General features: G+C 57.6%; 18 protein-coding genes. 13 read left to right on the top strand and 5 right to left on the bottom strand.

Going from position 1 to position 26,532, the window contains the following annotated elements:
- Window positions 1–4: 4 nt before the first annotated feature.
- A complete protein-coding gene (locus ORG26_RS13520) occupies window positions 5–883 on the bottom strand; it encodes a heme/hemin ABC transporter substrate-binding protein (protein WP_266362586.1) in 879 nt (292 codons plus the stop codon).
- 135 nt (window positions 884–1,018) lie between these two features.
- On the opposite strand from ORG26_RS13520, the gene ORG26_RS13515 reads away from it, so the two are divergent.
- Both ORG26_RS13515 and ORG26_RS13510 read left to right on the top strand, forming a co-directional pair.
- Window positions 1,019–1,897: a helix-turn-helix transcriptional regulator gene (locus ORG26_RS13515; RefSeq protein WP_266362584.1), complete on the top strand. Its 879-nt coding sequence runs from the start codon at window positions 1,019–1,021 to the stop codon at window positions 1,895–1,897.
- 90 nt (window positions 1,898–1,987) lie between these two features.
- Window positions 1,988–3,298 carry an alpha/beta hydrolase family protein gene (locus tag ORG26_RS13510; protein ID WP_266362581.1) on the top strand — a complete coding sequence of 437 codons (1,311 nt, stop codon included), beginning with the start codon at window positions 1,988–1,990 and terminating at the stop codon, window positions 3,296–3,298.
- Between the two features lie 97 nt (window positions 3,299–3,395).
- Here ORG26_RS13510 and ORG26_RS13505 read toward each other — a convergent pair whose 3' ends face one another.
- Complete coding sequence (locus tag ORG26_RS13505) at window positions 3,396–4,715, bottom strand: DEAD/DEAH box helicase (protein ID WP_266362579.1); 1,320 nt, start codon at window positions 4,713–4,715, stop codon at window positions 3,396–3,398.
- A gap of 210 nt (window positions 4,716–4,925) precedes the next feature.
- Here ORG26_RS13505 and ORG26_RS13500 point away from each other — a divergent pair, with 210 nt between their 5' ends.
- From ORG26_RS13500 to ORG26_RS13485, 4 genes are all read left to right on the top strand, one after another.
- Entirely contained in the window at window positions 4,926–5,408 is a 483-nt protein-coding gene (locus ORG26_RS13500) for a MarR family winged helix-turn-helix transcriptional regulator (protein WP_266369407.1), read from the top strand.
- Window positions 5,409–5,540: 132 nt separating this feature from the next.
- Window positions 5,541–7,982, top strand: coding sequence for a 3-hydroxyacyl-CoA dehydrogenase/enoyl-CoA hydratase family protein (locus tag ORG26_RS13495; RefSeq protein WP_266362577.1), 2,442 nt, complete (start codon window positions 5,541–5,543; stop codon window positions 7,980–7,982).
- 64 nt (window positions 7,983–8,046) lie between these two features.
- Window positions 8,047–8,457 (top strand): four helix bundle protein, encoded by a 411-nt coding sequence (locus tag ORG26_RS13490; RefSeq protein WP_266362575.1) that lies wholly within the window; start codon window positions 8,047–8,049, stop codon window positions 8,455–8,457.
- A 38-nt stretch (window positions 8,458–8,495) separates the two neighbouring features.
- Window positions 8,496–9,674: an acetyl-CoA C-acyltransferase gene (locus tag ORG26_RS13485; RefSeq protein WP_266362573.1), complete on the top strand. Its 1,179-nt coding sequence runs from the start codon at window positions 8,496–8,498 to the stop codon at window positions 9,672–9,674.
- Window positions 9,675–9,688: 14 nt separating this feature from the next.
- On the opposite strand, the gene ORG26_RS13480 is transcribed toward ORG26_RS13485, so the two are convergent.
- Window positions 9,689–11,668 (bottom strand): LysM peptidoglycan-binding domain-containing protein, encoded by a 1,980-nt coding sequence (locus ORG26_RS13480; protein ID WP_266362571.1) that lies wholly within the window; start codon window positions 11,666–11,668, stop codon window positions 9,689–9,691.
- A 423-nt stretch (window positions 11,669–12,091) separates the two neighbouring features.
- On the opposite strand from ORG26_RS13480, the gene ORG26_RS13475 reads away from it, so the two are divergent.
- Window positions 12,092–13,906: an acyl-CoA dehydrogenase family protein gene (locus tag ORG26_RS13475; RefSeq protein WP_266362569.1), complete on the top strand. Its 1,815-nt coding sequence runs from the start codon at window positions 12,092–12,094 to the stop codon at window positions 13,904–13,906.
- A gap of 134 nt (window positions 13,907–14,040) precedes the next feature.
- On the opposite strand, the gene ORG26_RS13470 is transcribed toward ORG26_RS13475, so the two are convergent.
- Window positions 14,041–15,609, bottom strand: coding sequence for a hypothetical protein (locus ORG26_RS13470; protein ID WP_266362567.1), 1,569 nt, complete (start codon window positions 15,607–15,609; stop codon window positions 14,041–14,043).
- A 247-nt stretch (window positions 15,610–15,856) separates the two neighbouring features.
- Between ORG26_RS13470 and ORG26_RS13465 the strand changes: the two genes are divergently transcribed.
- The 5 genes from ORG26_RS13465 (at window position 15,857) to ORG26_RS13445 (ending at window position 25,338) form a co-directional block, all read left to right on the top strand.
- Window positions 15,857–16,297 (top strand): nuclear transport factor 2 family protein, encoded by a 441-nt coding sequence (locus ORG26_RS13465; RefSeq protein ID WP_266362565.1) that lies wholly within the window; start codon window positions 15,857–15,859, stop codon window positions 16,295–16,297.
- A gap of 154 nt (window positions 16,298–16,451) precedes the next feature.
- On the top strand, window positions 16,452–21,878 hold the full coding sequence (locus ORG26_RS13460) for an alpha-2-macroglobulin family protein (protein WP_266362563.1): 5,427 nt from the start codon (window positions 16,452–16,454) through the stop codon (window positions 21,876–21,878).
- An 87-nt stretch (window positions 21,879–21,965) separates the two neighbouring features.
- A complete protein-coding gene (locus tag ORG26_RS13455) occupies window positions 21,966–22,628 on the top strand; it encodes a hypothetical protein (protein ID WP_266362561.1) in 663 nt (220 codons plus the stop codon).
- A gap of 149 nt (window positions 22,629–22,777) precedes the next feature.
- Window positions 22,778–23,494: a S24 family peptidase gene (locus tag ORG26_RS13450; RefSeq protein ID WP_266362559.1), complete on the top strand. Its 717-nt coding sequence runs from the start codon at window positions 22,778–22,780 to the stop codon at window positions 23,492–23,494.
- Between the two features lie 131 nt (window positions 23,495–23,625).
- Complete coding sequence (locus ORG26_RS13445; protein WP_266362556.1) at window positions 23,626–25,338, top strand: GMC oxidoreductase; 1,713 nt, start codon at window positions 23,626–23,628, stop codon at window positions 25,336–25,338.
- On the opposite strand, the gene ORG26_RS13440 is transcribed toward ORG26_RS13445, so the two are convergent.
- The gene (locus tag ORG26_RS13440) at window positions 25,333–26,151 is read right to left on the bottom strand and encodes a polysaccharide deacetylase family protein (RefSeq protein WP_266362554.1); all 819 of its coding nucleotides are present in this window, start codon (window positions 26,149–26,151) and stop codon (window positions 25,333–25,335) included. The genes ORG26_RS13445 and ORG26_RS13440 overlap by 6 nt on opposite strands.
- A 67-nt stretch (window positions 26,152–26,218) precedes the next feature.
- Between ORG26_RS13440 and ORG26_RS13435 the strand changes: the two genes are divergently transcribed.
- Entirely contained in the window at window positions 26,219–26,512 is a 294-nt protein-coding gene (locus tag ORG26_RS13435; protein WP_266362552.1) for a hypothetical protein, read from the top strand.
- Window positions 26,513–26,532 lie beyond the last annotated feature (20 nt).

The raw sequence follows: 26,532 nt of genomic DNA, 5'->3' as shown, positions 1-26,532 counted from the left end.
AGCATTAATGGTTCAGCGCCAGGTCCGGGCTTATCTTCTGGTTCAGTTCGAGGGCGGCCACGCCCAGACGCGGACCGAAGCCCGTGAGCAACTGCCCGTCCATTTCAACGACGTGGCGGTTGCGGCCCGCGTTGGTCTGCGCTATCCCCGGCACTTTCAGCAGCCCCGTGAGCCCGCCCATGCTTTCCAGACCGCTCGTGAACAGCAGAATGACATCCGGGTTGGCCGTGACCAGCGCCTCGGCCGTCAGCGGCTTGAAGTTTTCAAATCCGGTCACCGCATTGCTGCCGCCCGCCAGCTGAATGATCTTTTCGACGGACGTACCGGCCCCGGCGACCATCATGTTTCCGGCACCGCGGGCATAAATGAACAGCACCTTCGGCTGGCGGGACAGTTTGCGGACTTTAGCCAGATCCGCGTCAATTTTGCGGGTCAGGGCGGAGGCTTTGCCCGCCTGTCCGAAGGCGGTCGCTACGTCGGTTATCAGCTTTTTCGTTCCGGCGGGCGAATAGCTCTGCGCAAAAAACAAGGTCTTTATACCCGCCCCCTGCAACTGCCGAACCACTTCCGGTTTGACGTCCAGGCCGCCGCTGCTCTGCGTACCGACCACCAGCGTAGGCTTCAGGGCCAGAATTGCCTCCGCTCCCATGTTTCGGGTGTGTCCCACTCTGGGCACTTTCGCTACCGTTTCGGGATAGGTGCTGGTCACGTCCACACCCACCAGTCCATTTTGCAGCCCCAGCGCACAGATGATCTCGGTGACGGTTCCGTTCAGGGAAACGATGCGCTCCGGCTGGGCCTTCGTCTGGGCCGCTCCCTTCCCGACAAGATTCAGAAAAACCGCGACCAGCAGGACCATCCTTATTCTCATCGATTTACTCATTCGCTTCATGGTTATTGTTATTTAGATTAATTACAAATAACATTGCAAAAAATGCGGTTCGACCGGATTCGGACTTACGTGTTCCGGATTATGACTTACGCATTCCGGATTATCCTGCTTCACACTATGCATCTTATGTTTTCACAATGCCCTTCCGACGCTCCGCCGGTCGGCCCCTCCCCGGCCGACCCGGTGACGCTGACGAGCACCCTTCTGGTGTCCGGCATTCAGCTGCTGACCGCTTCGCTGGAAGCAGACCGGGTAGGCAGCCTCTTTCCTGACACCGGGTCGTCCCTGATCGGATGCCTGTTTGTCTATGCTGGTCGGCTGGGTATCGGTCCCGACGGGTATCTGTCAGCCGGACAATACGGAGTGTTGCGGCTGCCTTTCGGCGGGCTGACTCTGCACACGCCGGAGGCAAGTCCGTGTCAGCTTGTTGTGGTGGGTCTGGAAGTCGCCCTGTTTCGAAGCCTGACCGGGCTGCCGGAGCCTGCCGGAGCGCAAACGGAGGACCTGACCCTTTGCCCGATTACCCCCGCCATGCAGCAGCGGCTTGCGGCGCTGTGGCAGAATCAGTCCGCCGACACCGCGGGCAGGCTTTTCGGAGAGGCTCACGTGCTCGAACTCCTGGCACTGCACGTCACCGCCTGCCGACAGGACCCGGAAGCCGACTCCGCCTTTCCGGACTACGAAAAACTGATTGAAGCGAGGCGGCTGCTAAAGACCCGCTATACCGCGCCCCCGACGCTGACCGAGCTGAGCCGCCTGGTGGGTCTGAACGAGTTCAAGCTTAAGAGAGGATTCAAACGGCTTTTTCAGAATACTGTGTACGGCTGGGTTCTGGATTACCGCCTGCAGCAGGCCCATGAGCTTCTGCGGTCCGGGGGGCATTCGGTCAGTGAGGTGGCTTACCGGGTGGGCTATCAGCACCCCGCCCATTTTACTACTGCTTTCCGGAAAAAATTTGGCCTGGCCCCGCGGGAAGTCAGGGAACCGGCAACGGGCAGGGATTAAAATTTATTGAAAAATTTAAGTAACCTGCAGAAGGCCCTATCCGGGTAGGCCATAGATTTGAGCCATTGTTTCAACTTTTCAGAGCCGTTTATGCAACGCCGCTTCCTTTACTTCTTCCTGCTATTACTTATTACCATTCTCGGGCCATCGGACGTCAGGGCCCAAACCGACACTTTCGTCGTCGGTGACCCGCTGCCCGACGCTCCCGAACTCGCCGCCCGCGGCCCGTACAAGGTTGGCGTCCGGACCATCCAGTTCGTTCATTCCGGCCAGAAGGATATTCTGAAAGCCAAAGACGGCAACGTGCCCACCTACGACCGCAAGCTGACCGTTGAAGTCTGGTATCCGGCCCAGATTCCGGCCGGGAAGACCGAACTGACCCAGTACGAGCAGGTGATGGGCCTGGCCAACAACCCGTCGCGGCCGCTGGTGCCGTACACCTTCCCCGGCCGGGCACTGCGCGATGCCGAACCCGACACCCGGGAAGCCGCCTACCCGCTGGTGATCGTGTCGCACGGCTACCCCGGCTCCCGTTACCTGATGACGTATCTGACCGAAAATCTGGCGTCCAAAGGGTATGTCGTGGTCGCCATCGACCATGCGGAATCCACCTACCGCGACGTGGCCAATTTTGCCAGTACGCTGCTCAATCGCCCGCTCGACGACCTGTTTGTGCTGGACGAAATGGCCCGTCTGAGCGCCAAAAACAGCAAGTCCTTTTTATCCGGCCTGCTCAATGCTAACAACACCGCGCTGATCGGTTACTCGATGGGCGGTTACGGGGCGCTGAATGTGGGCGGGGCGGGGTATAGCCCGCAGGCCGTCGCCTTTTTCGGGCAGATGGCGGGCGGCAGCGACGCCCTGAAAGTCCGCGCCGCCGGCTCTCCGGCTCTGACCGCGGCGCCTGATGCCCGAATCAAAGCCATTGTGGCCTTTGCTCCCTGGGGCATGGAGCGCGGCGTGTGGGATGCCGAGGGGCTAAAAGGACTGCGCCTTCCGACGCTGTTCATTGCGGGAGATAAAGACGACGTTTCGGGCTACGAAAAAGGCATTAAAGCCATTTACGACGGGGCCGTCAACGCCGACCGGTACCTGCTGACCTACGTCAACGCCCGGCACAACGTCGCGCCCAACGCCCCCGCCGCGGCGGTCATGAAGCCCGGTTTGCCGATCAACGAATACATGCATTACGCCGAACCGGGCTGGAACGAGCGGCGCATCAACAACATCAACCAGCACTTTGTCACGGCCTACATCGGCCTGCACCTGAAAGGCCAGGACAATCGCAAATACCTCGATGTGCCCGAAAGCATCACCGCCGGACAATGGCCCGGCTTCAAACCCCGCGCCGTCGGGCTGGAAATGCGACACAACGAAGGGCAATTAAGAGTTAAAAATTAAATGTGAAAAGTGGTCCGCCGCTGCGGTAGGCTCCGCTTATTCAGGCTTCTGACAAGCGGAGCTTACTTTTCACTTTTAATTTTTAACTCTTAATTGCCTACCTCGCCACCTCAATCTTATATTTCTTTCCCTTTAGTTTCTGGTCGCGGATGTTGTCCAGCAGCGAACGGACTTTTTCGCGCCGGACGGCCGCAAACGAAACAAAATCTTTGACTTCGATCAGGCCTAGGTCGCCCCGTTCGAGGCCGCCTTTCTGCGAGAAGAACCCGACGATATCCACCTTGTTGAGCTTGTTCTTTTTGCCGCCGCTGATGTACATCGTCACAAAGGCGGGCGGCGCGGGCAGAGCCGTTTGCGGCGGCAGCGACCGTTCAGGCAGGTCGGTGGGCAGGTAAGCCGGGCGGGGTTCGCCGGGCGACAGCAGGACGTACGCCGTTCCCGAGGCATGCATCCGGGCCGTTCGGCCGTTGCGATGGATAAATTCGTGCGGATGCAACGGCAGCTGGAGATGAACCACGTGTTTCATTTCGGGAATGTCCAGCCCCCGCGCGGCCAGATCGGTCGTGACCAGGTACTGGACGCTGCCGTTGCGGAACCGGATGAGAGCCCGCTCCCGCTCTTCCTGCTCCAGACCCCCGTGGTAGACGGCCGCCTCCAGCCCTTCGTCGTTCAGGAAAGCACCGACCTGCTCGGCCTCCTCGCGAAGGTTGCAGAAAATCAGCGCGGCCTCCGGACCGAACGAGCACAGCAGCCGGAAAAGCGCCTCGGCCTTGTCCAGACCGGCGGTAGACACTTCCATCAGCGTCAGCCCGGTTTCCCGGTTTTCGGTAGTAAAATCCAGCATCCGGACGTTGTTCAGGCGGATAAAATCCGGAATGGCGACGCCCGCCGTAGCCGACACCAGCACGCGCTTCTGCAAACCCGGCAGGCGTTCGACGATATACGCCATCTGGTCGTGAAAACCCAGTTCCAGCGCCTTGTCGAATTCGTCCAGCACCAGCGTATGAATAGCTTCCGGGTCAAAGGAGCGGCGGCTCAGGTGGTCGACAATGCGGCCCGGCGTCCCGATCAGCAGGGCGGGCGGGTTGCTCAGATTCTGCAATTCGGTTGTCATCGGGTGGCCCCCGTAGCAAACGTTCACCTTGAAGCCGGTCGCCATTTTTCGCCAGACGGCTTCAATCTGCAGGGCCAGTTCGCGGGTCGGGGCCAGCACAAGGCACTGCACACCCGGCTGGTCGGGCACGAGCCGATGCAGGACGGGCAGCAGAAAAGCCAGCGTTTTGCCGGAGCCGGTTGGGGCCATCAGCAGGACATCCGTATCCTGCGAAATAGCCTCACGGGCGGCCTCCTGCATCGGATTCAGCGCCTCGATTCCGAGGGCCGTCAGCAGGCGGTCAGTAGGTTGTAATGAATTCATCGATTAAAGGTACGCTAAAAAAGGGCGAGCCGGTCCCCTGCGCTTCTTCGATTGCCGGGAAAGCGGCAAATGCCTGCGCCCGTTCACCCCGGAAGTAATTTTTTTCTTCCCTGCATCCAATTTTCAACAATAGTATGCTTGCATAATATCTCCATTTTTCCTTAGCTTTACCGACCAATTGACCAACGACCTGTGAGCGCGACACCCGGTATGAAGAAGGAGAAAACCGTTGATTTTCACATAAAATGGGCCTGGCATTCTATTTCCCGGCTCTACAACACCTATGCCGCCCAGTACGACATGACGATGGCGATCGGCTACGTGTTGCTGAACATTGATCTGGAGCAGGGCACGCCCGCCACCAAGATCGGTCCGCTGCTGGGCATGGAACCGCGCAGCCTCGTCCGGATGCTGAAAAGTCTGGAAGAGCGCGGCTGGATTCGGCGGGAAGTGGACGAAAGCGACAAGCGGTTTGTCCGGATTCTGCTGACCGACGAAGGCAAAAAACGCCGCGAGATGGCCCGTGAAGGCGTTATCCAGTTCAACCAGATTATCCGCGAACAGATTCCCCTCGACAAACTGGTGACGTTTTTCGAAGTCATGAAAGACATCAACCGGATTGTGGAGGAGGAAACCAGTAAGCTGAAGGCGGGCGATATTGAAGAAATACCAATCACTAATTCCGAACTATGATCTATACTGATTTAACTGATTCACAAGATTAGCAAGGCACTAAACCGCTTTGTCAATTTGGTTACTACAGCAAGGCGGACCCCAATCCTGTAAATCAATCAAATCAGTGTCAATCCCGGTTCAAGACTATTTATGGAAGCAATAACCCTCAACAAACCACAAGCCACCAAAACCCGCAACCGCACCATCCGTCGGGTGGCGGTGCTCGGTTCGGGCATCATGGGCTCGCGGATTGCGTGCCACTTTGCCAACATCGGCGTGGAAGTGCTGCTGCTGGACATCGTCCCCAACGCCCTGACACCCGCCGAAGAGGCCAAAGGACTGAATTTGGATAACCCGGCCGTGCGCAACCGCATCGTCAACGACGCGTTTCAAAATACGCTGAAAGCCTCTCCGGCTTCGCTTTACAGCCCGAAGTTCGCCGACCGCATCAAGCTCGGCAACTTCGACGACAACCTGAAAGACATTGCCACCTACGACTGGGTGATCGAAGTCGTGGTGGAGCGCCTCGACATTAAGCGGTCGCTGTACGAGCGCGTTGAAGGATTCCGCAAGCCCGGCACGCTGATTACCTCCAACACCTCGGGTATTCCGATGCACCTGCTGACCGAAGGCCGTTCGGAGGATTTCCGGCGCCATTTCTGCGGCACCCACTTCTTCAACCCGCCGCGCTACCTGCGCCTACTGGAGGTAATTCCCGGCCCGGATACCGACCCCGAAATCATCGCTTTCCTGATGAAATACGGCGATCTGTACCTCGGCAAAACGACCGTTCTGTGTAAGGACACGCCCGGCTTTATCGCCAACCGCCTCGGCATTCAGTCCCTGATTCAGACGATTCGGGTGGCCGAAGAACTGGGCCTGAGCGTGGAAGCCGTCGATAAACTGACCGGCCCGGTCGTCGGGCGGCCCAAGTCGGGCACGTTCCGGCTGTCGGACGTGGTAGGGCTGGATACGACCGTCAACGTGGCGAAAAACCTCGTCCAGATGCCCCACGACGAGTCGCGGGCGTCGTTCGAACTGCCGGCCACCATGCAGAAACTCATGGAGAACAAGTGGCTCGGCGACAAGACGGGCCAGGGGTATTACAAAAAGATCAAGGACGAAAAGGGCAAGTCGGTCATTCTGGCCCTCGACCTGAAAACGTTCGAATACAAGCCTTCCGAAAAAGTAAAATTCGCGACGCTGGAGGCCACCAAGAGCATCGACGACATCCGGAAGCGCTTCCCGGTGCTGCTGGCGGGTAAAGATGGGGCGGGTGAGTTTTACCGCCGCACCTTCGCCGACGGGTTTGCCTACGCCACCAACCGCATTCCCGAGATTTCGGACGAACTCTACAAGATCGACGAGGCCATCAAGGCGGGCTTCGGCTGGCAGGTCGGTCTGTTCGAAACCTGGGACGCTATCGGGCTGCAAAAAGGTATTGAACTCATTGAGGCTATCGGCAAAAAACCGGCGCAGTGGGTCTACGACATGGCCGCGGCGGGCTTTACGAGCTTCTACAAAGTAGAGGCCGGCGTTCGGAAGTACTACGATATTCCGTCGCAGAGCTACAAAGGCATTCCGGGCACCGAGCAATTCATTCTGCTGGAAAGCCTTTCAAACAACATCGTCTGGAAGAACGCGGGCGCGAACCTCTACGACCTCGGCGACGGCATTCTGAACCTGGAGTTCAAGTCGAAGATGAACACCTTCGGCGCGGAGGTCATCGAAGGCATCAACAAAGGCATTTCGCTGGCGGAGAAAGATTTCCGCGGGCTGGTGATCGGCAACGAATCGACCGAGGCGTTCTCAGCGGGTGCCAACCTGGCCATGCTGTTCATGTTCGCCATTGAGCAGGAATTTGACGAAATCAACCTGATGATTGCGCAGTTCCAGCAGACGATGATGCGGGCGCGGTACTCGTCCATCCCGGTGGTGGGCGCGCCGCACACGCTGGCCCTCGGCGGCGGCTGCGAACTGAACCTGCACTGCGACGCCACGGTGGCCCATGCCGAAACGTACATGGGTCTGGTGGAAGTGGGCGTCGGCCTCATCCCGGCCGGTGGTGGCACGAAGGAAATGGCCGCCCGCGCCTCGGACCTGTACCAGACCGGCGACCCCGAGCTGAACATTCTGCAAAACATCTTCATGAACATCGCCACGGCCAAGGTTTCGACCTCGGCTCAGGAAGCGAAGGAAATGAACTACCTGCGTCCGAACAGCCAGATCGTGCTGAACCGCAGCCGCCAGATCGCCGAAGCGAAGCAGGCCGCCATCGAACTGGCCGAAAACGGGTACGTACAACCGAAGAAGCGCAACGACATCAAGGTGCAGGGCCGGACGGGCATCGCGCTCTTCAAGGCGGGCATTACGGCCATGCGCATGGGCCGCTACATCTCGGACCACGACATGAAGATCGCCGACAAACTGGCCTACGTCATCTGCGGCGGTGACCTGAGCTACCCGCAAACCGTGACCGAGCAGTACCTCCTCGACCTGGAGCGCGAAGCCTTCCTCAGCCTGACGGGCGAGAAAAAGACGCTGGAGCGGATTCAGAGTCTGCTGAATGGGGGGAAGCCGTTGCGGAATTAACAAAGAGAAAAAAGAGAGGAGAGAAAGGAGAAAAGAATTTTGAATTCAGGACACCGTACTTTTTATGGAAGCGCACAATTTTCGCAATCTGAAAGTCTGGCAGTTACCGGTCGATTTTGTTGAAGTTGTCTATCGGTTGAGCCCGCAGTTTCCGGATGATGAGAAATATGGCTTGCTTTCCCAACTTAAGCGGTGTGCCGTTTCGATTCCTTCCAATATTGCGGAAGGGTCCGGACGAACCAGCGATAAAGGCTTTCACCGATTTCTCTCTACCTCCCTTTCTTCCTGCTTTGAGCTGGAAACCCAGCTTATTCTTTCTAACCGTTCAGGCTTCCTGTCGGGAAACGTCCTTAATGAATTAATTGTTAAACTAACTGAGATTCAGAAGATGCTGTATGCATTGCAAAGAAAGTTGAATCGAAACGACCAACCGCCCCACACCCGGCTGTTTCAGTTTCTTTTCTCTTTTTTCTAATCTCTTTTTTCTTTTTCTAACCTCTATTGTCTCAAAACATGAACGCATATATCGTTGCCGGCTACCGCACGGCCGTGGGCAAAGCCCCGCGCGGCGGGCTCCGTTTCACCCGCCCCGACGACATGGCGGCGGAAGTCATCAAACACCTGCTGGCCCAGGTGCCGCAGCTCGACCCCGCCCGCGTCGACGACCTCATTGTGGGCAATGCCGTGCCGGAGGCCGAACAGGGCATGCAGATTGCCCGCTATATTTCCCTGCTCTCGCTGCCGAACAGCGTGCCGGGCATGACCATCAACCGGTACTGCGGCTCGGGTCTGGAAGCCATCGCCATCGCGTCGGCCAAAATTCACTCGGGTCTGGCCGACTGCATGATTGCGGGCGGTACGGAATCGATGTCCCTGGTGCCGGTCATGGGCTGGAAAACGGCCCTGAACTACGAAATTGCCAAGGCGCACCCGGATTACTACATCGGAATGGGGCTGACTGCCGAGCAGGTCGCCGAGCAGTTTAAAATCAGCCGCGACGCGCAGGACGAATTTGCCTACCAGTCGCACCAGAAGGCCCTGGCGGCGCAGGTCGCCGGGAAGTTTGACGATGAAATCGTGCCCATCCACGTGAAGGAAACCTATTTCGACGCCAATGCAGGAAAGAAGAAAACTCGGGAATGGAGCGTGACGAAGGACGAAGGTCCGCGCGCCGATACCAACGCCGAAGCACTGGCGAAACTGAAGCCGGTGTTTGCCGCCGGGGGTTCGGTCACGGCGGGTAACTCGTCGCAAACCTCCGACGGAGCCGCTTTCGTGCTGGTTATGTCCGAGCGGCTAGTCAACGAACTGGGTCTGAAACCGAAAGCTCGCCTGATGTCGTACGCCTCGGCGGGTGTGGAGCCGCGCATCATGGGCATCGGCCCGGTGGCCGCTATTCCCAAAGCGTTGCAGATTGCGGGCGTCAGGCAGGATGATTTGGGCGTGATTGAACTGAACGAAGCTTTCGCCGCCCAGTCGCTGGCGGTTATTCAGGAACTCGACCTTGACCGGAGCAAAATCAACCCGAACGGCGGGGCCATCGCCCTCGGGCACGCGCTGGGATCAACGGGCGGGCGTCTGTCGGTTCAGTTGATGAACGAAATGGCGCGGGGCGGCCACAAATACGGCATGGTCACGGCCTGCGTCGGCGGCGGCCAGGGCGTTGCCGGGGTGTTCGAAAACCTGTCCTGAACCGCGCGGCGGACCTACTTCCAGATCAACAGGCGCTGACCGGGACTGACGGTCTTGTTTGTGATGCTGTTCCACTTGATGACCTGCGCCGGGGCGACCTTGTAACGCAGCCCAATCCGGTACAGATTTTCGCCGGGCTTCACGATATGAATCAACGGCTCCGCTGCAGGGGCCGTTGGCTTTTCAACCGGAGCGGGTTTAGGAGCAGGCGTAACACCGGACGGTGCGGGTTTGGGAGCGGGCGCAACGCCGGACGGAGTGGCCGGACGGGCGGCGCTCACCGTGGAGGCCGTAATGGGCCGACCGGCCGTTTCGATCATCAGCTGCTGGCCGATCTTTGGATACTTTTCGACCGTCGAAATCTTGTTCCAGGTATAGATCTGGGCCACCGAAATGCCGTACCGTTTGGCAATGATCGGGAAAGTCTCGCCTTTCTCAACCGTATGAATCACGAGCGGACTGTTTGCGGGCTTCTCCGCGGGCGGGCGGCTTTCCTTGGCTGCCACTGGAACCTCGTCCGCCGGGACCACCGGGGCGGACTTAACCGTTTTCGTCGCGTTTCCGGATGAAGAGGGAACGGCCGCGGGCGGGGTGTCCGCCTTTCGAGGCACGGGTGCTTTGGCCAGTCCCGCAATGCTGTCGAGAAGGCTCCGCGTGGCGGGCTGGTCTTCGGGCATCGCAATTTTGACGATGACAACGGCCGTATCCTGACGCGACGGAGCCGAGCGTTTCATTTCCGGCTGGCGGTAATACTCCACGGGTGTATCTTTAGGACGTTTCTTCTGCATCCACAGAATCCGGCCCGGTGTCGCCCGCTGTTCAGGCGAAATTTCGTTGTATTTGAGCAGGTAGCTCATCTGAATGCCGTACTGCTGCGCCACGTCCCAGAGCGACTGGCCCTTTTTCACGACGTGGTACGGCACCTTCGCCAGCTTTTCTTTCCGCTCCAGATAATAAACCTCGCCCGAGTAAACCGGCTGGTTCTCGTTCATGTCGTTGTACCGCAGGAAATCCTCTACCTTGATTTTTCCCCGGTAGGCTAAGGTAATTTCGTTATCGTACAGCTGCGCCTGAATGCCCTTTTTGCCGTTAATCGTGTAGAAAACAGGTTCACTGGAAGACTTTGATTCGTTGAGCTTCCGCAATACCGGGAAACCCAGATCCTGCCAGGACGTCGCGCTGCCTTCGGTCACGCCGGCCCGGCGCTTGACCTCCGTAAACTGCTCCAGCGGAGCCGGAATGAACACCGTGTACTCTTTGTCGTACGGCACCCGCTGGCCCTTCAGCCAGGGATTCAGCCGAATGACATCCTGCTGATTGACCCGGAAGAAATCGGCCAGTTGAGCCAGCGTTTTTTCCTTCGTGTTGGCGCTGTAGGGATACAGGACCAGCGGCCGCTGGGGCCGATAAGCCGGGAAGGCGCGCTCCAGCACCAGTTTATGGGCCAGCAGCCGCATCACCAGTTCATCGTTCGGCTGGGTCAGCGCGTAATTTGATTTTTCTTCGGCATTCCGGGCGGGGCCTTCCGACGCGGTGCCGACCGGCCGGCCGTACAGATGCAGGGCCACCAGCCAGTTGCCCGTCTGCCGGTACAGAGCTTTCAGGTGCGCCACCGCGGCTTCCGTAGACGCCAGCAGGTGCAGCCGTTCGTCAACGACGGGTGAAACGCGCAGGCCGAGTGGATTCGTCCGCGTGATGTTCCAGAGACCCACGGAGCGTTGATTGGCCGCCAGCGTGCTGTCCTCCAGTACCAGAAATTTGAAATCGTCGGGAACGCCTTCCTGGGCCAGTACCGGCTCAATCAGCGGAAAATACATGCCCATCTGCTCTACTTTGGCAGCGACCAGCGACCGGTTGACGTACAGTTTCTCAACTTCCTGCTGCATAGCCCGACGATTGGGCTCGGAGATATAAATCGTAACATCCGCCAAATCCGTCCGTTCGCCAACCTGTGGGACGCCCTGGGCAAAGGCCGTTCCTGCAGCTAGGCACACGTTTAGCAGACTTACGATCAGTATGCGTTTTACGAATTTCATTCTTGCCGAATCATCTCACGGCCCGGGACAAAGGGCCATTGAAGTTTATAGCCATAATCGCACCAAAAGTACCTTTCCGGTGTATTTGAACCTAATTAAAAGCATTAGTAACGACAAATGCTTGAAATGTCATTGAAATATTTCTCCGATAAGTAGGCTTTTCCGGTTACGAAAGCACCGGACCGCGCAGCCACCGGCTCCTTTGTAAACGGGCTGCGGCGAAAATTTCCTCAATTTCCCACACTTCTTCTTGATTAAAGTAAATTAAGCAACGTTATGCTTGCATACTATTTATTGACTTTCTATATTTACACCGCAATAGTATGCAGGCATACCAATTTTATTCCTTCTGGAAAAACAACCTGTTAACCATACAGAATCATGATAGCAACAGAGCCGAAAGCGTCCATCAAGGGCGGTGAGTTTCTGATTAAAGAGACGGAAGCGTCTCAGGTGTTTATCCCCGAAGAATTTTCGGAAGAACAGCAGATGATTGCGGCGACCTGCCGGGAGTTTCTGGAGCGGGAAATCTGGCCGCGTCTGGAAGATATTGACCACGCCAAGTCCCCCGAACTGATTTCGTCCCTGATGGACAAAGCCGGTGAACTGGGTCTGCTCGGCACGTCGGTTCCGGAAGAATACGGCGGCTTCGGCATGAACTTCAACACGTCCATGCTCGTGGCGGAAATCACGGGCGCGGGGCACTCCTTCTCGGTTGCCCTGTCGGCCCATACGGGCATCGGCACGCTGCCGATCGTGTATTACGGCAACGACGAACAGAAAGCCAAATACCTGCCCAAACTCGCTTCCGGAGAGTTCAAGGCCGCTTACTGCCTGACCGAGCCGGATTCGGGTTCGGACGCCAACTCGGGCAAGACCAAAGCACGGCTCAGCGAAGACGGCAAACACTATATCCTGAACGGACAGAAAATGTGGATTACCAACGGCGGGTTTGCCGACGTCTACATTGTGTTCGCCAAGATTGACGAGGGCAACGGCCAGACGGACAAAAACCTGTCCGCTTTCATCGTAGAGAAAGATTTCGGCGGCATCACCATGAACGAGCCGGAGAAGAAAATGGGCATCAAGGGTTCTGACACCCGTCAGATTTTCTTCAACGATACCAAAGTGCCAGTCGAAAACCTCCTGTCGGAGCGCGGCAACGGCTTCAAGATTGCGGTCAATATCCTCAACATCGGCCGCATCAAGCTCGGCGTAGCCACCGTCGGCGGGGCAAAAGAAGTGATCAGCAACGCCATCCGGTACGCCAATGAGCGCCGCCAGTTCGGAACGCCGCTCGCCAGCTTTGGGGCCATCAAGCACAAACTGGGCGAAATGGCGATCAAGGTTTACGCCTCCGAAACGGCTTCCTACCGGGCCGGTCAGAACATCGACGACCTGATCGAAGACCTGAAAGCCAAAGGCATGGGCGACGCCGAAGCCAAATTGAAGGCGCTGGAGCAGTTCGCCATCGAATGCGCCATCATGAAAGTCCACGGCTCCGAAGCACTGGACTATGTCGTGGACGAAGGGGTGCAGGTCTACGGCGGCATGGGTTACTCGGCCGACGCGCCGATGGATCGCTCCTACCGCGACTCCCGCATCAACCGGATCTTTGAAGGCACCAACGAGATCAACCGGATGCTGGTCGTGGACATGCTCCTCAAGCGGGCCATGAAGGGCGAACTCGACCTGATGGGTCCGGCGATGGCCGTCGGCAAGGAAATCATGTCGATTCCCGATTTCGGAGCCGAGGAGGACGAAGGGCTGTTCGTCGCCGAAAAGAAAGTGCTGCGGAACCTGAAAAAGGCCGTTCTGATGGTCGCCGGGGCCGCCGTGCAGAAATTCATGATGAAACTGTCGGAAGAGCAGGAAATCCTGATGAGCCTGGCCGACATGGTGATCGAAGTGTACGCCGCCGAGTCGGTGCTGCTGCGGGTCGAGAAACTGATCGGCATCAAAGGCGAAGAATCCGTTTCCCTGCAACGGGATATGGCCATCGCCTACCTGCACGAAGCCGTAGAACGCGTTAACAACGCCGGACGGGCCGCCATTACTTCGTTTGCCGAAGGGGACGAGCTGCGCGTGATGCTGATGGGCCTCAAGCGGTTCACCAAAATCGAGCCGATCAACCTGAAAGTAATCCGCCGCCGCATCGCCGACGCGATGATTGCGGAGAACAAATACATTTTTTAAGGGAGACAGCGGGACGCCGGGGCCTGTTCACCGCCGCGGTTTGTCAAGCTGCCCCTACAGGACATACTTCTGAACTAAAGACCAAAAATAGTATAAGCCGACTGCGGATTCGCGGTCGGCTTTATTGTTGCCCCCTAGTTGTAGACGCACTCCAGCAGCCGCACGTCCTTGAACTCGGTGGGCTGCACCCGGGTGATTCTGAACTTGCCTTTTGCGGTCAGGCTTTCGAACTGCTGGGCCGACGCTTCATCCAGCACGTAGAAGTGCCCGTACGTCCGGCTGGTGATCTCTTCCGGGAGTACCACCACTTTGGCAGGATACTTCCTGTAAAACAATTGCAGCCTTTTGTGCAGGGCTTTTTTGCCCACCACCGGCGACCGCTGGTTCAGCAGAAGCCTGACATCGCCGAGGTTATGCTGGGCAATCGGCAGAAAAGTATCCATCGACTCGCACAGCACCGGGTAGCTGCCCAGTCCTTTGGTAACGGCGGTCAGGCTTGATTTTGCCTGAAGTCCGTAGTTGATGTTCTTGTTGAAAAGATAAAATGAAAGCAGCAGCGTATAAATAACCACGTAAAAGGTGTACCGCGTATCGATTCTGAAATGCCGCCGGAAAAAGTGCACGGCGTAAACGATCTGGAAAATCACCAGCAGGTGGACAGGCCACAGGGAATCGGCGCTCAGCACCGCAATGGACAGGGCATTTGCCAGAACAACCAGCAGGATTGTCAGGATAAAGATAAAGCCGGAGAGAAAGTAAAAGCCAAAAACCGGGTCTTTCGTCAGTTTCTGAAAATTGAACTGCTTGATAAGGATGTAAAACAGGATGCCCGTCATCAGAAAAACCCGGAGACCGGCAATCCAGGGCGAGTTTCCTTCCAGGCGGGTGACGGTAGGAATCAGGGCGCCAAGCACCTGGAAACTGGACGCAAACGACTGTCGGCTGTCTGCGGTGTTCAGCCGTTCCAGACTCGCCTGGATCAGAAAGCCGTCATACCAGATCAGCGCCCAGCCGGCAAAAACCATCAGCATGGACAGGATGGGAAACAGGTACTCCTTCCGCCCGGACCACCAGAAAAGGCCAATGAAAAGGCAGGCCGGAATCGAAATCGTCAGCAGCCCGATATTCTGGATAAAAACAAGACACAGTCCGGTGAGCATCTGCACGAGCAGCAGCGCGGGCTTGGCGGGCTGGCTGATGAGCTGGTGAATAATGATGAAATGCACGCAGCTCAGCAACAGATTAACCGAATAAGGACGAATCTGGCACGAACTCAGAAAATCCAGATCCGTAAAACAGAGGACGGTTATAAACAGCAGAAAATTAAGCGCCGAATTTCGGATCAACTGGTTCGTGTAAACGAACAGGATGACGATTGACGCCAGAAAGAATCCAATTGAAACCGCCTTGAGAAACAACGGGTCCGGGCTTACATAATGCCCCAGTGCCCAGTAGAGGAAATAAAAAAGCGGCGGGCTGGTCTCGACGCCCGCAAAAACGGCTTCGTTCATGTGCCCCAGCGACGGGTCCTGAATCAGAAACAGACTGAAAATTTCGTCCAGCCACAAATGCCCTCCTTTCAGGTAAAGCGAAGCGACAAGCCCCCCGCACAGGGACAGCAGTAACAGGTAGGTGTAAAACGATACGGAGGACAACCGCCTGTCGATCGACAGAGGATCGTACGCAGTGCTGCGACTTAACATAAGGTACTTATCAAGTTACGGATTTCGTATTCAGGTACTCGGGCGTTGCTTAAGACACCGATTTATCGGACAGGCTATGTCTTAAAGATTGCATTATTGAGAAATGGTAACTTATGCCGCCATGAAAACTGGTACAATAATTAATTAATGTAAATTTTTCAATAATTAGTTGACTTGGTTTTCGCTTTTTCTCAGTTTGCGGCCTTTTGTGTTATTCATACAAAGTTTGAACCAAGCTACAGTCTCCATGAAAGGTTTCTTTGTTTCCGCTCTTTTTGCCCTTACTGCCTTGTCGGCTACGGGCCAGACCACTCCGGCTGACCCGACGCAGTCGGCCGCCAATTGTTCCAATGCGTTTTTCACGGCCATGCTCAACGAAGACAGCAATCTGTTCGGCAAGGTGTCCACTTCCGATTTTCTCATTATCAACTACGACGGACAGACGGCTGACCGGGACCTGCTGACCCAGGCACTCGGCGGCGGTTACATCGTTTTTGACACAGGTGCCGTCTCGGGGACCAACACCCGTACGTACAACGACAACACCGCCGTGGTGACGGGCAACTGGAAAACCAAAGGCAACCTTCAGGGCAACGGGTTCGATGCGACCTCGTTTTTTACGCTGGTTTGCGTTAAACAGAACAATGCCTGGAAAGTGGCGTCCCTGCAACTGACCGCACTGCGCTAAGCCCCGACCGCAAAGACGCCCGGTTTTGCTTACCTCTCGGAAATTAAGCCTGACTGCCGCGTCTTTGCGGTTAATAAAACCCACCCCGGCCCTGCGGAAAACCCTGCATTTTTTTGCACCTTTCCACGTTGTTTTTTCGCAACCAACCGTACCCATGAAATCCTTCCTCCGCCCGGGGCTGGCTTTACTGCTGGCCACCCTGCTCACCACCTGTTCCCGCCTAAATTCCGTTCAGATTTCCGGCAAAAACTTCGACGAGGAAGTCGCCCGGACGCAGAATCTAATTTTTACCTTCAATAAAGATTTAGTTTCCCAAACAAAAATCGGCGTCTGGGATTCCACGCAGTACGTCCGTTTCGAACCGGCCATTCCGGGCAAATTTCGCTGGGTGGACGAAAACGAACTGGTCTTTTCTCCGGCCACGACCCTGCGGCCCGCCACCAGCTACAAAGCCGAACTGACCGAAGCCCTGACGAGCCACCTCGACGGCGAAAAACCGGCGGTCGATGCCGAACCCATCGCGTTTCATACGCCCTACCTTCAGCTTTCGGAAACGGAACTCTGGTGGACGCGGGGCGAAGGCGGCAAGCCCGTGGCCAAAGGCCGGCTCACGTTCAATTATCCGGTCAGCAGCGGCGAGGTCACCAACCTGCTCAACGTCCGTACGGAAGACGAAAAGCCGCTCAGCGCGCAGGTAGCCGCCGTTCAGCCCGCCGAACAGATTCCGGTCACGCTGGCGGGCGCTCCGGCAGGCCCGGCCGAACAGCCACTGACCGTCCGGCTCGAAAAAGGCCTGAAAGTGCCGAACACGGCCTACGTGACCTCCGAAGCGCTCGAACATAAAGTGGCCCTCCCACCCGCCAATCGCCTCGACGTGGTGGACGTGCGCACGGGTTTTGACAACAACGAAGGCACAGTCCGCGTCATCACGACCCAGGAACTGAAACCGCAGGAACTGGCCCAGTATTTTACCCTCGAACCCGCCGTGGAGGTCCGGACGGAACTGACCGAAAACGGCTTTCTCATCCGCGGGGCTTTCAACGAAACCGACACCTACGTGCTCACACTGACCGACCGCGTGCAGGGCGTGCTGGGCGCGCGGCTGGAAGAGCCCGTCAGCAAAGACCTGTTTTTCGGAAAAATGCCCGCCGGTATCTCGTTCGTCAACAAACGGGCGCAGTACCTCTCGGCCAAAGGCAGCCGGAACGTCGGCGTCCAGATCGTGAATGTGCCGGAAGTGACCGTCAAAGTGGCGAAGGTATACGAGAACAATATCCTTCATTACCTGAAATCGGGCCGCTACGAGGAGTACGGCGAAATCGACGGCGAGTGGCAGCAAACGGGCCTTTTTACCGATACCGACGACGAAGACCAGCGGTACAGCGATGTGCTCGTCGACAAAACCGTGGCCACGGCCGACCTGCCGAAGGTGCGCGGCGTCGCGGCCCTGAATCTGGCCCTGCCGGAGTCCGACAACCGGTTTCGCGGCGTGTATCTGGTGACGGTCGGCTCCAAAGAACAACTGTACACGAAGGCCACCAAACTGATTTCGGTCTCGGATATCGGCCTGATTGCCAAACAGTCGGCAAATGAGGTCTGGGTCTTCGCCAACTCCATCCGGACGGCCGAGCCGCTGGCGGGCGTAGACGTGACGGTCGTGAGCGGCAGCAACCAGGCCGTGGCAACGCTCAAAACGGACGGGAACGGCGTGGCGCATTTCGAAAACCTCCCGGCCAGTCTGCCCGGCGGAAGCCGCAACAGCACCGGAATCGCCCTGGTGACGGCCAAAACCGACGCCGATTTCAATTATTTGGCGCTCGACGACAGCCGGGTTGAGACCTCCCGCTTTGAAGTAGAAGGCAAACGCGACAATCCCTCGGGTTTCGACGCGCTGATTTACGGCGACCGGGACATTTACCGCCCCGGCGAAACCATTCACCTCAACACCGTCGTCCGGAGTGCCGGGTGGCAGAGCGTGGGCGAGATTCCGCTGAAAATCCGGGTGGTTGCCCCCAACGGCCGGGAGTACCGGATTCTGCGGCAACGGACCAACGACGAAGGCGCGGTAGCCACCGACATTCCCATTGATGCCGCCGCCGTGACCGGAACCTATGGGCTCGAAGTGTACAACGCCAACGAGGTTCTGCTGGCCTCTCGCAACGTGAGCGTGGAAGAGTTTATCCCGGACCGCCTCAAAGTGGACGCCGTAACGGGCCCGACGGCCTTCCGCCCCGGCCAGACAGTGACGCTGACGGCGACGGCGACCAATCTCTTCGGCCCGCCCGCCGCCAACCGGACCTACGAGATCGAATGGCAGCTGGCCCGGAAGGTATTTTCGGCCCCGACGTTTCCGGAGTACACATTTTCCATTCAGAACAATGCGTCGTTCGAGAAAGACCTGCGGCAGGGCGTCACCAACGAAGCCGGGCAGGCCGTCGAACGCTTTGCCGTGCCCCCCGCCTACCGCGACATGGGCGTTCTGGAAGGAAAAATTTACACCACTATTTTTGACGAAAACAGCCGCCCGGTCAACCGCCTGAACCGGTTCGCCGTTTTTACGCAGGAAACCTTTTACGGCCTCAGAATGGCCGACCGCTACGTGGGCACCAACGCGCCGCTGCCGATCGACATCGTGGCCCTGAACCGCAGCGGGGTTCTCCAGCCGGGTGCGCAGACGCTGGTCGAAATCGTGCGGTTCGACTACCAGACCGTCATTGAGAAAAAATACGAGCAGTTGCGGTACATCTCCAAAAAACGGGAAAAGGTCGTTTACACGAATACCCTGAAACTGGGCGACGGCCGCGGCCAGGTCCGGTACGCGCCGACGGTTTCCGGCGAATACGAAGTCCGCGTGCGGAAACCGGGCAGCGAGTCGTACACGCCCGTCGAGTTCTATGCCTACGGCTACGGCAGTACGCAGAGTTCGTCGTTTGAGGTCAGCACGGAAGGGCAGGTTCTGATGACCTTCGACAAACCGGCTTACGAGGTCGGAGACAAGGCCAAAGTGCTGTTCAAAACGCCGTTCGACGGTCGCCTCCTCGTGACGCTCGAACGTAACAGGGTGCTGGAAACGCAGGTCGTGGAAACCCAGAACAAGTCCGCCGAACTGAGTTTTTCGCTGGAAGAAGGCCACCTGCCGAACGTCTATGTGACGGCCACGCTCATCCGCCCGCTCGACAATTCTACTCTGCCGCTGACGGTGGCGCACGGCTTTTCGTCGGTCAGCGTGACGGACAATGACACCCGGATTCCGGTGCAGCTGACGACCGTCGAAGCTTCCCGCTCGAAAACCCGGCAGCGCATCACCGTCAAAACCGCCGCCAACGCCGAACTGACCGTGGCGGTGGTGGACGAAGGCATTCTGCAACTGAAGAATTTCCAGACGCCCGACATTCACGGGTATTTTTACCAGAAAAAGGCGCTGGAAATCACCAGCCACGATCTGTACGGCTTCCTGTTTCCGGAATTGTCGCTGACCGGGGCCTCGTCGTTCGGCGGCGACGGGTACAATCTCGGCAAACGCATTAATCCGCTGAGCAACGGCCGGGTCCGGCTCGTCACCTTCTGGTCGGGCATCCTGAAAGCCAACGGCAGCGGCGAAGCGACCTTCGACATAGCCATTCCGCCCTTTTCGGGTGATCTGCGCATTATGGCGGTCGCGTACAAAGGTCGGGCGTTCGGCTCCGCCTCCCGAAACATGAAGGTCGCCGACCCAATTGTCATCAGCACCGGTGTGCCGCGCTTCCTGAGTCCTAACGACTCGCTGACGCTGCCGGTCACCATCAGCAACACCACCAAAGCCCCGGCGACGGTGACGGCGGCCCTGAGCGTCAAAGGGGCGCTGGTCGCCGGGAGTTCATCCCAGAAACTGGTGATTCCGGCGGGTCGGGAAGTCCGCGCCACCTTCGGCCTCCGCGCCAAAGAGGCCATCGGAACGGGCAGCGTGACCGTAGCCGTGCGCGGCCTGAACGAAACGTTTACCGAAACGACCGACCTGACTGTCCGCCCCGTTACTTCCCTGCTGAAAACGGCCCAGTCAGGCATCGTGGCGGGTGGCCGTTCGCAGACCATCGACCTGCGGACAAGCTTTATCCCGGCGACGGTCCGTAGTGAACTGGTCGTCAGCCGCTCGCCCCTGATTCAGCTGGCGCGGCCGCTCTCGGACCTGCTGGGCTACCCGTACGGCTGTCTGGAGCAAACCATCTCGAAGGCTTTTCCGCAGCTGTATTTTGCGGAAGTGACGAAGACCATCGGCAAGCCCGCGTACTTTGTCAGCCGGGGCGAAAGTGACCTGAACCCGAATTTTACGGTGCAGACGGCCATCCGGAGCGTCGAATCCCGGCAACTGTTCAACGGCGGGTTTGGCATGTGGCCGGGCGCGACGGGCGAAGATGCCTGGGTCACGGCCTACGCCCTGCATTTTCTGGCCGAATCCGCCCGCGCCGGGTTTGAGGTCAGCCCGACGGTGATGAGCAAAGCGGCCGATTATCTGGAAAAGAAAACCAGCACGCCGGCCACCGAAGAAGTTTATTTTTACGAAGAAACGGGCGGCTACTCGGTGCAGAAGCTTCCCAGCCGCGCTTCCATTTACGGCCTGTACGTGCTGGCACTGAACGGGCAGCCCAACCGCCCGGCCATGAATTATTACAAAAGCCAGACGGCTAAACTGACGCCCGACAGCCGGTATCTGCTGGCGGCGGCCTTCTACCTGACCGGCGATACCCGCTCGTATTCGGCCATCATTCCGAAAAGCTACAGCGACCCGACGACGGGGCGGCAGTCCGGCGGCAGCTACGCCTCCCCCATCCGCAACCTCGCGCTGGTGTTGAATACGCTGCTGGAAACCGATGCCGACAACCTCGCCATCCCGACACTAGCCCGGCGACTGTCGCAGGCGCTCAACGGCACGTCGTACCTCAACACCCAGGAGTCGGCCTATGCGGTGCTGGCACTCGGCAAACTGGCAAAACGGGCCGCCGCCTCCACGGCTACCGCAACGGTACTCGCCAACGGAAAGGCGATCGGCAATTTCACCGGCCAGACGCTCAGGCTCACCAACGGCATCGCGGGCCGCCCGTTGACGCTGGCGACCAAAGGCAGCGGCAATCTGTACTGGTTTACGCAGTCGGAAGGGCTCAGTGCAACGGGCGGGTATACCGACGAAGATGCGGGTTTGCGGGTTCGCCGCCAGTTTCTCGACCGCAACGGCGCGCCGCTTTCTTCGTTCCGGCAGAATGACCTGGTGGTGGTCAAAATCACGCTGGCGGCCGAAAACGGCGTGCCGGTGAAGAACGTGGTCGTGACCGACATGCTGCCCGCGGCTTTTGAAATCGAAAATCCGCGCCTGACCGAACCCCGCGAAATGCCGTGGATTCAGAACGCGGCCAAACCCGACCATTTCGACGTGCGCGACGACCGGATTCATTTCTTTACGGACGTCAGCGGCCCCGAGCAGTCGTTCTACTACCTCGTGCGGGTGGTATCCCGGGGCACGTTTGCCCTCGGTCCGGTGTCGGCAGACGCCATGTACGACGGCAGTCTGCGAAGCTATTCGGGAGGCGGAAAACTACGGGTGAACTAAAAAAAAGTACAATTCATCGGGGGAACGTTCGGGCCGGCGGACGTTCCCCTTTTTCTTTGTCTTCCGAACAACAAATACCGATTGAGTATGAAACGCTTCCTGACCGCCGTGCTTTCGCTGCTGAGCGCCGCTTCGTTCGCCCAGTACACGCCCCTCGGTGCCGTTTCGTCCTGGACGGACGGCTACATTGTCACCACCCAGAACGATACCATTCGCGGCAAGATGCGCGTGGGTATGCTGCTCAACGACGCTCCGCAGCAGGTTATTTTCAAACAGGCGGACGGCAAAAAACAGACCTACAAGGCCGACAACATCGTGGCCATCGCCCAGCGGATTCCCTTTGCGGACGAGTCGCTGAACCCGCAGATCCGGGAACGGCAGTACATTTACTTCGACAAAATTTCGCACCCGCGCCGGAACGGGAAAATGCTGCTGACCGAGCGGCTGAGCCGAACGACGGGCAAGCTCGCGCTTTACTTCGACGCTTCGGGCTGGAAACAGACGCAGGAGTTCAGCTTCGGCAACTTCACCATCGCCACCGACCCGAAAGACCTCAGTTTTGTGGTGGTCAAACGGGACGCGGAGTCCTTCGTCGTCAAGCGGGGCAACATTCAGGACCACTACGAAAACCTGTTCGGCGACTGTGCTACGTTCGTCAAAAAATACCCGGATGCCACCCGCCGCGACTGGAACCGCTTCGGCGAGCTGGTCGACGCCTACAACAGTCTTTGTGTTGTGGGTCTGCCCTGATACCAAACGGTCAGAAACGGGCCGGGTAAGTTACCGATTTAAAAATACAGGCAAAAAACTATAATAGATGTGTTGCAAGTCTACCAATCAAGTAGTAATTTTGATAATACACTGTTATAGTTTAAATATACTAAAACCTCACCTGTATTATGGTTGGTAAGGCCAATGATTCCGACAAAGAGTTGATGGTGCCTGTTCAGGAACGCTTGCGGCAGGTGATTGATGCCCTGGGTGTCAGCGTTTATCAGGTAGCCAAAGACCTCGGCGAGAACTCGTCGAAGTTTTACAATATCCTCAACGGGCGCGCCAAGCCGTCGTATGATACGATTCTGCGTCTGCTGGAGCAATACCCGCAGGTCCGGGCGGATTACCTGCTGCGGGGCCAGTTGCCGGTTCTTTCCGAGGAGGAAGACAATGCGCGGGTGATCGAAATGCCCGTTCGCTACCGGGAACTGCCGTTTGTGCCGACCCGCTTTTACGCCAGTTTTATCGAAACGTACACCGAAGGACTTTCGCTCGAACAGCTGGAAACCTACCGGGTGGCCGAACATCTGGTGGAGGGGCACAAAAACGCGGTTATCATCGAAATCTCGGGCAACAGCATGAGTCCGCAGCTCATCAGCGGAGCCAAAGTGCTGGCCGTGCACATCGACCCGACCAACTGGGAATACCAGTCGGGCGGCATCTACGCGGTCATCTACCGGGATTATTTTGTGGTCAAACGCATCAAGGACAACGAACTGCTGACCAAACAGCGCCTGACGCTCCACTCCGACAATCCCAACGGCGGCAGCGTCACCGTTCCCCGAAAAGACATCCTGGGCATCTGGAAAGTGGTGCGGGTGATCGACTCGCCGGTAGAATAGAAATGATTGAATTTTGAATGATGAATGATTGATTAGCTCCGCATAGTTAAGCTGGGCGGAGCTAATCAATCATTCATCATTCAAAATTCAATCATTATATTTACGTACAACTTTCCCTCACCCCACAAAGTATGTACCTCAACGGAGACGCCCGCGCACAGATGACTTACGACGCCATTGTGGTAGGTTCGGGCATCAGCGGCGGCTGGGCTGCCAAGGAATTGTGCGAACAAGGCCTGCGAACGCTGGTTCTGGAACGTGGCCGGATGGTCAAACACGTTGAGGATTACCCGACGGCCATGCTGAATCCGTGGGACCTGCCCCACCGCAACAAACTGTCGCCGGAATTCCGGGAAGCCAACCCGGTCGCGACCAAGTGCTACGCGCTGGACGAGGCCACCCGTCATTTCTTCACTCCCGACGCCGACCAGCCGTACGTTCAGGAGAAACCTTTCGACTGGATTCGGGCCTACCAGGTGGGCGGCAAATCGCTGCTCTGGGCGCGGCAAACCCAGCGCTGGAGCCGCTTTGAATTCGAGAACCCCGCCCGCGACGGCTACGCCGAATGGCCGATTGGCTATCAGGACATCGCGCCCTGGTACAGCCATGTCGAGAAATTTGTCGGCATCAGCGGCAACAAAGACGGGCTGGAAACACTGCCCGACGGCGAATTTCTGCCGCCCTGGCAGATGAACTGCGTCGAAAAAGAGATTGCGCAGCGCATCCGGGCCACCTACCCGGATCGTTATCCCATTATCGGCCGGTGCGCGCACCTGACCAAGCCGCAGGCGGTTCACCTGCAACAGGGCCGCGGACAATGCCAGGCCCGGCACCTGTGCTACCGGGGCTGTCCGTTCGGCGGGTATTTCAGTTCCAACTCTGCGACGCTTCCGTGGGCGGCCAAAACGGGCAAACTGACCATCCGACCGGATTCGGTGGTGCACAGCATCATTTACGACGAACAGAAAGGCCGCGCCACCGGCGTCCGCATTCTGGATGCCAAAACGAAGCAGATGCAGGAATACTACGCTCGCATCATCTTCGTCAACGCCGCCTGTCTGAATACCAATCTGATTCTGCTTAATTCCACCTCAAAGCGTTTTCCGAACGGGCTCGGCAACGACAACGGGCTGCTTGGCCGGTACGTGGGTTTTCATAATTACCGGGGAAATGTCGGGGCGATTTACGAAGGGCACGAAGACAAACATTACTACGGCCGTCGCCCAACGCAGGTGTTTTTGCCCAACTTCCGGAACGTGCATAAGCAGGACGCGGAGTTCATCGGCAGCTACATGTCGTATTTCGGCGCGGCCCGCAAAAGCTGGCAATCCAACGCTGCTAAGGAGGGTTTCGGGGCCGAGTGGAAAGACAGCATCAGCCGCCCGAGCGGACCGTGGAGCGTATTCATGGGCATGCAGGGCGAAACGCTTCCGAAATACGATAACCACGTCCGCCTGAACGTCGACCAGAAAGACCCGTACGGCCTGCCTACGCTCGTGACTTCCATCGGCTACGACGATAATGACTTGAAACAGATGAAGGACTTTATCACCCAGGCGTCGGAGATGCTGGAAAAAGCGGGCTGCAAGAACATTCACTCGTACGACGACAAGCGAAATCCGGGTCTGGACATTCACGAAATGGGCGGCGTCCGGATGGGTAAAGACCCCAAAACGTCGCTGCTCAACCAATGGAACCAGCTGCACCACTGCAAAAACGTGTTTGTCACGGATGGCGCGGCGATGACGTCGATGGGCAACCAGAACCCGTCGATCACCTTCATGGCGCTTACGGCCCGGGCGGCGGACTTTGCGGTGAAAGAGATGAAAAAGAAGAATTTATAACAACTCATCCACCCGCCGCAGCCGGTAGTTTTTTTTCTCTAAATAAAGCAGCAGTTCATCTAAGTGACTGTATAACTTATCCGTTCGGCGCGGGTCGGTGCCGATGTGCATCAAGAGCAGGAAGCCGTTCAGACCGCGACGGTTTTCGTACTCGTAAATAGATTGCAGAATAACGCGGCTCGGGCGGTAGTTCCGGGCTTCCGGCGTGGTGTAGTCGGCATGGGAAAGCGTACCGGGCGTGTAATTGATGAGCTGCAGGTTTTCGGCCTTCGTCCAGGCGGCGATGGTGTCGTTGTACCATTCGTAGGGAGGCAGAAAATAGCGGGCGTCCTTCTTCTGAACCCCAAATCGCTTCATTTCGGCGTAATTTCGGCTTAAATCCTGACGAAACGTTTCTTTCGAAATCAACAGACTGTCGCGTTTTGTCCAGTCGCAGTAAAGCAGGTGGTCGTCCGAGTGAGCGCCCAGGTAGTGGCCGTCCGCTTTCAACTGTTGGATGATGGGGGCGAAGGCCTGATTCCGGTAAAAACGGCCGGTCAGGAAAAACGAGGCTTTCACGCCATGCGTTTTGAGCGTCTGCCGAATCGTTTCGCCGCCATCGGCGGCTTCATCACCGGTAAAAACAAGGGCAATCTGACGCCGGCTGGTATCGCCGCGGATAATGGCTCCCCGAAACCACTGGTTCTTATTTCTCCAGAAATTTTTGGCGGCATGTGCAACTTCGGCTTCTTCTCGTGCATCTTTCAGAGGTAGCTGGTCCGGCAGGAGCGGCAACAGCATCAAACCGAACACAAGCAACAAAACTGCGGGCATATAGGAACACGGTTACGTTAAGCGCAAAGTGATGAATCCGAAGCAACGCTGGACCTATAGCATCCCGATGGCAACTCCACTGACCCAATACGTCGTCGAACTGGAACAATCCGGCCCTTCCGGCTGGGTGAACTACCGCGAACCGGCGCTTGCCCTCCGGTTTGCCTACGAACAATTGCTCAACAGCGCGTACATCTTCGTGCCGGGGGATGAGCAGTGGCCCGCCTACTGCCGCAGCGCCGGGGCCCGTTCGGCCTCTCAGCGCCGGTCCGAGATCATGCAGCGCATCGCCGCCGACCTGGCCAAACGCCGGAGTGCCCTGGCCAACGTCAACGACTTCGGCATTGAACTGCTTTTCTAATCCGTCGTCGCCGATAAAAC

This window comes from Tellurirhabdus rosea (genome assembly GCF_026278345.1).
Taxonomy (GTDB): domain Bacteria; phylum Bacteroidota; class Bacteroidia; order Cytophagales; family Spirosomataceae; genus Tellurirhabdus; species Tellurirhabdus rosea.
Note: the sequence above shows the minus strand (reverse complement) of the source record. Positions and strands in the feature narration are given on the sequence as shown.

Bases quoted from the DNA above. Each gene is read 5' to 3' on its own strand.
- ORG26_RS13520 (WP_266362586.1), bottom strand. From the start codon at position 883: ATGAGTAAATCGATGAGAATAAGGATGGTCCTGCTGGTCGCGGTTTTT.
- ORG26_RS13515 (WP_266362584.1), top strand. From the start codon at position 1,019: ATGTTTTCACAATGCCCTTCCGACGCTCCGCCGGTCGGCCCCTCCCCG.
- ORG26_RS13510 (WP_266362581.1), top strand. From the start codon at position 1,988: ATGCAACGCCGCTTCCTTTACTTCTTCCTGCTATTACTTATTACCATT.
- ORG26_RS13505 (WP_266362579.1), bottom strand. From the start codon at position 4,715: ATGAATTCATTACAACCTACTGACCGCCTGCTGACGGCCCTCGGAATC.
- ORG26_RS13500 (WP_266369407.1), top strand. From the start codon at position 4,926: ATGAAGAAGGAGAAAACCGTTGATTTTCACATAAAATGGGCCTGGCAT.
- ORG26_RS13495 (WP_266362577.1), top strand. From the start codon at position 5,541: ATGGAAGCAATAACCCTCAACAAACCACAAGCCACCAAAACCCGCAAC.
- ORG26_RS13490 (WP_266362575.1), top strand. From the start codon at position 8,047: ATGGAAGCGCACAATTTTCGCAATCTGAAAGTCTGGCAGTTACCGGTC.
- ORG26_RS13485 (WP_266362573.1), top strand. From the start codon at position 8,496: ATGAACGCATATATCGTTGCCGGCTACCGCACGGCCGTGGGCAAAGCC.
- ORG26_RS13475 (WP_266362569.1), top strand. From the start codon at position 12,092: ATGATAGCAACAGAGCCGAAAGCGTCCATCAAGGGCGGTGAGTTTCTG.
- ORG26_RS13470 (WP_266362567.1), bottom strand. From the start codon at position 15,609: ATGTTAAGTCGCAGCACTGCGTACGATCCTCTGTCGATCGACAGGCGG.
- ORG26_RS13465 (WP_266362565.1), top strand. From the start codon at position 15,857: ATGAAAGGTTTCTTTGTTTCCGCTCTTTTTGCCCTTACTGCCTTGTCG.
- ORG26_RS13460 (WP_266362563.1), top strand. From the start codon at position 16,452: ATGAAATCCTTCCTCCGCCCGGGGCTGGCTTTACTGCTGGCCACCCTG.
- ORG26_RS13455 (WP_266362561.1), top strand. From the start codon at position 21,966: ATGAAACGCTTCCTGACCGCCGTGCTTTCGCTGCTGAGCGCCGCTTCG.
- ORG26_RS13450 (WP_266362559.1), top strand. From the start codon at position 22,778: ATGGTTGGTAAGGCCAATGATTCCGACAAAGAGTTGATGGTGCCTGTT.
- ORG26_RS13445 (WP_266362556.1), top strand. From the start codon at position 23,626: ATGTACCTCAACGGAGACGCCCGCGCACAGATGACTTACGACGCCATT.
- ORG26_RS13440 (WP_266362554.1), bottom strand. From the start codon at position 26,151: ATGCCCGCAGTTTTGTTGCTTGTGTTCGGTTTGATGCTGTTGCCGCTC.
- ORG26_RS13435 (WP_266362552.1), top strand. From the start codon at position 26,219: ATGGCAACTCCACTGACCCAATACGTCGTCGAACTGGAACAATCCGGC.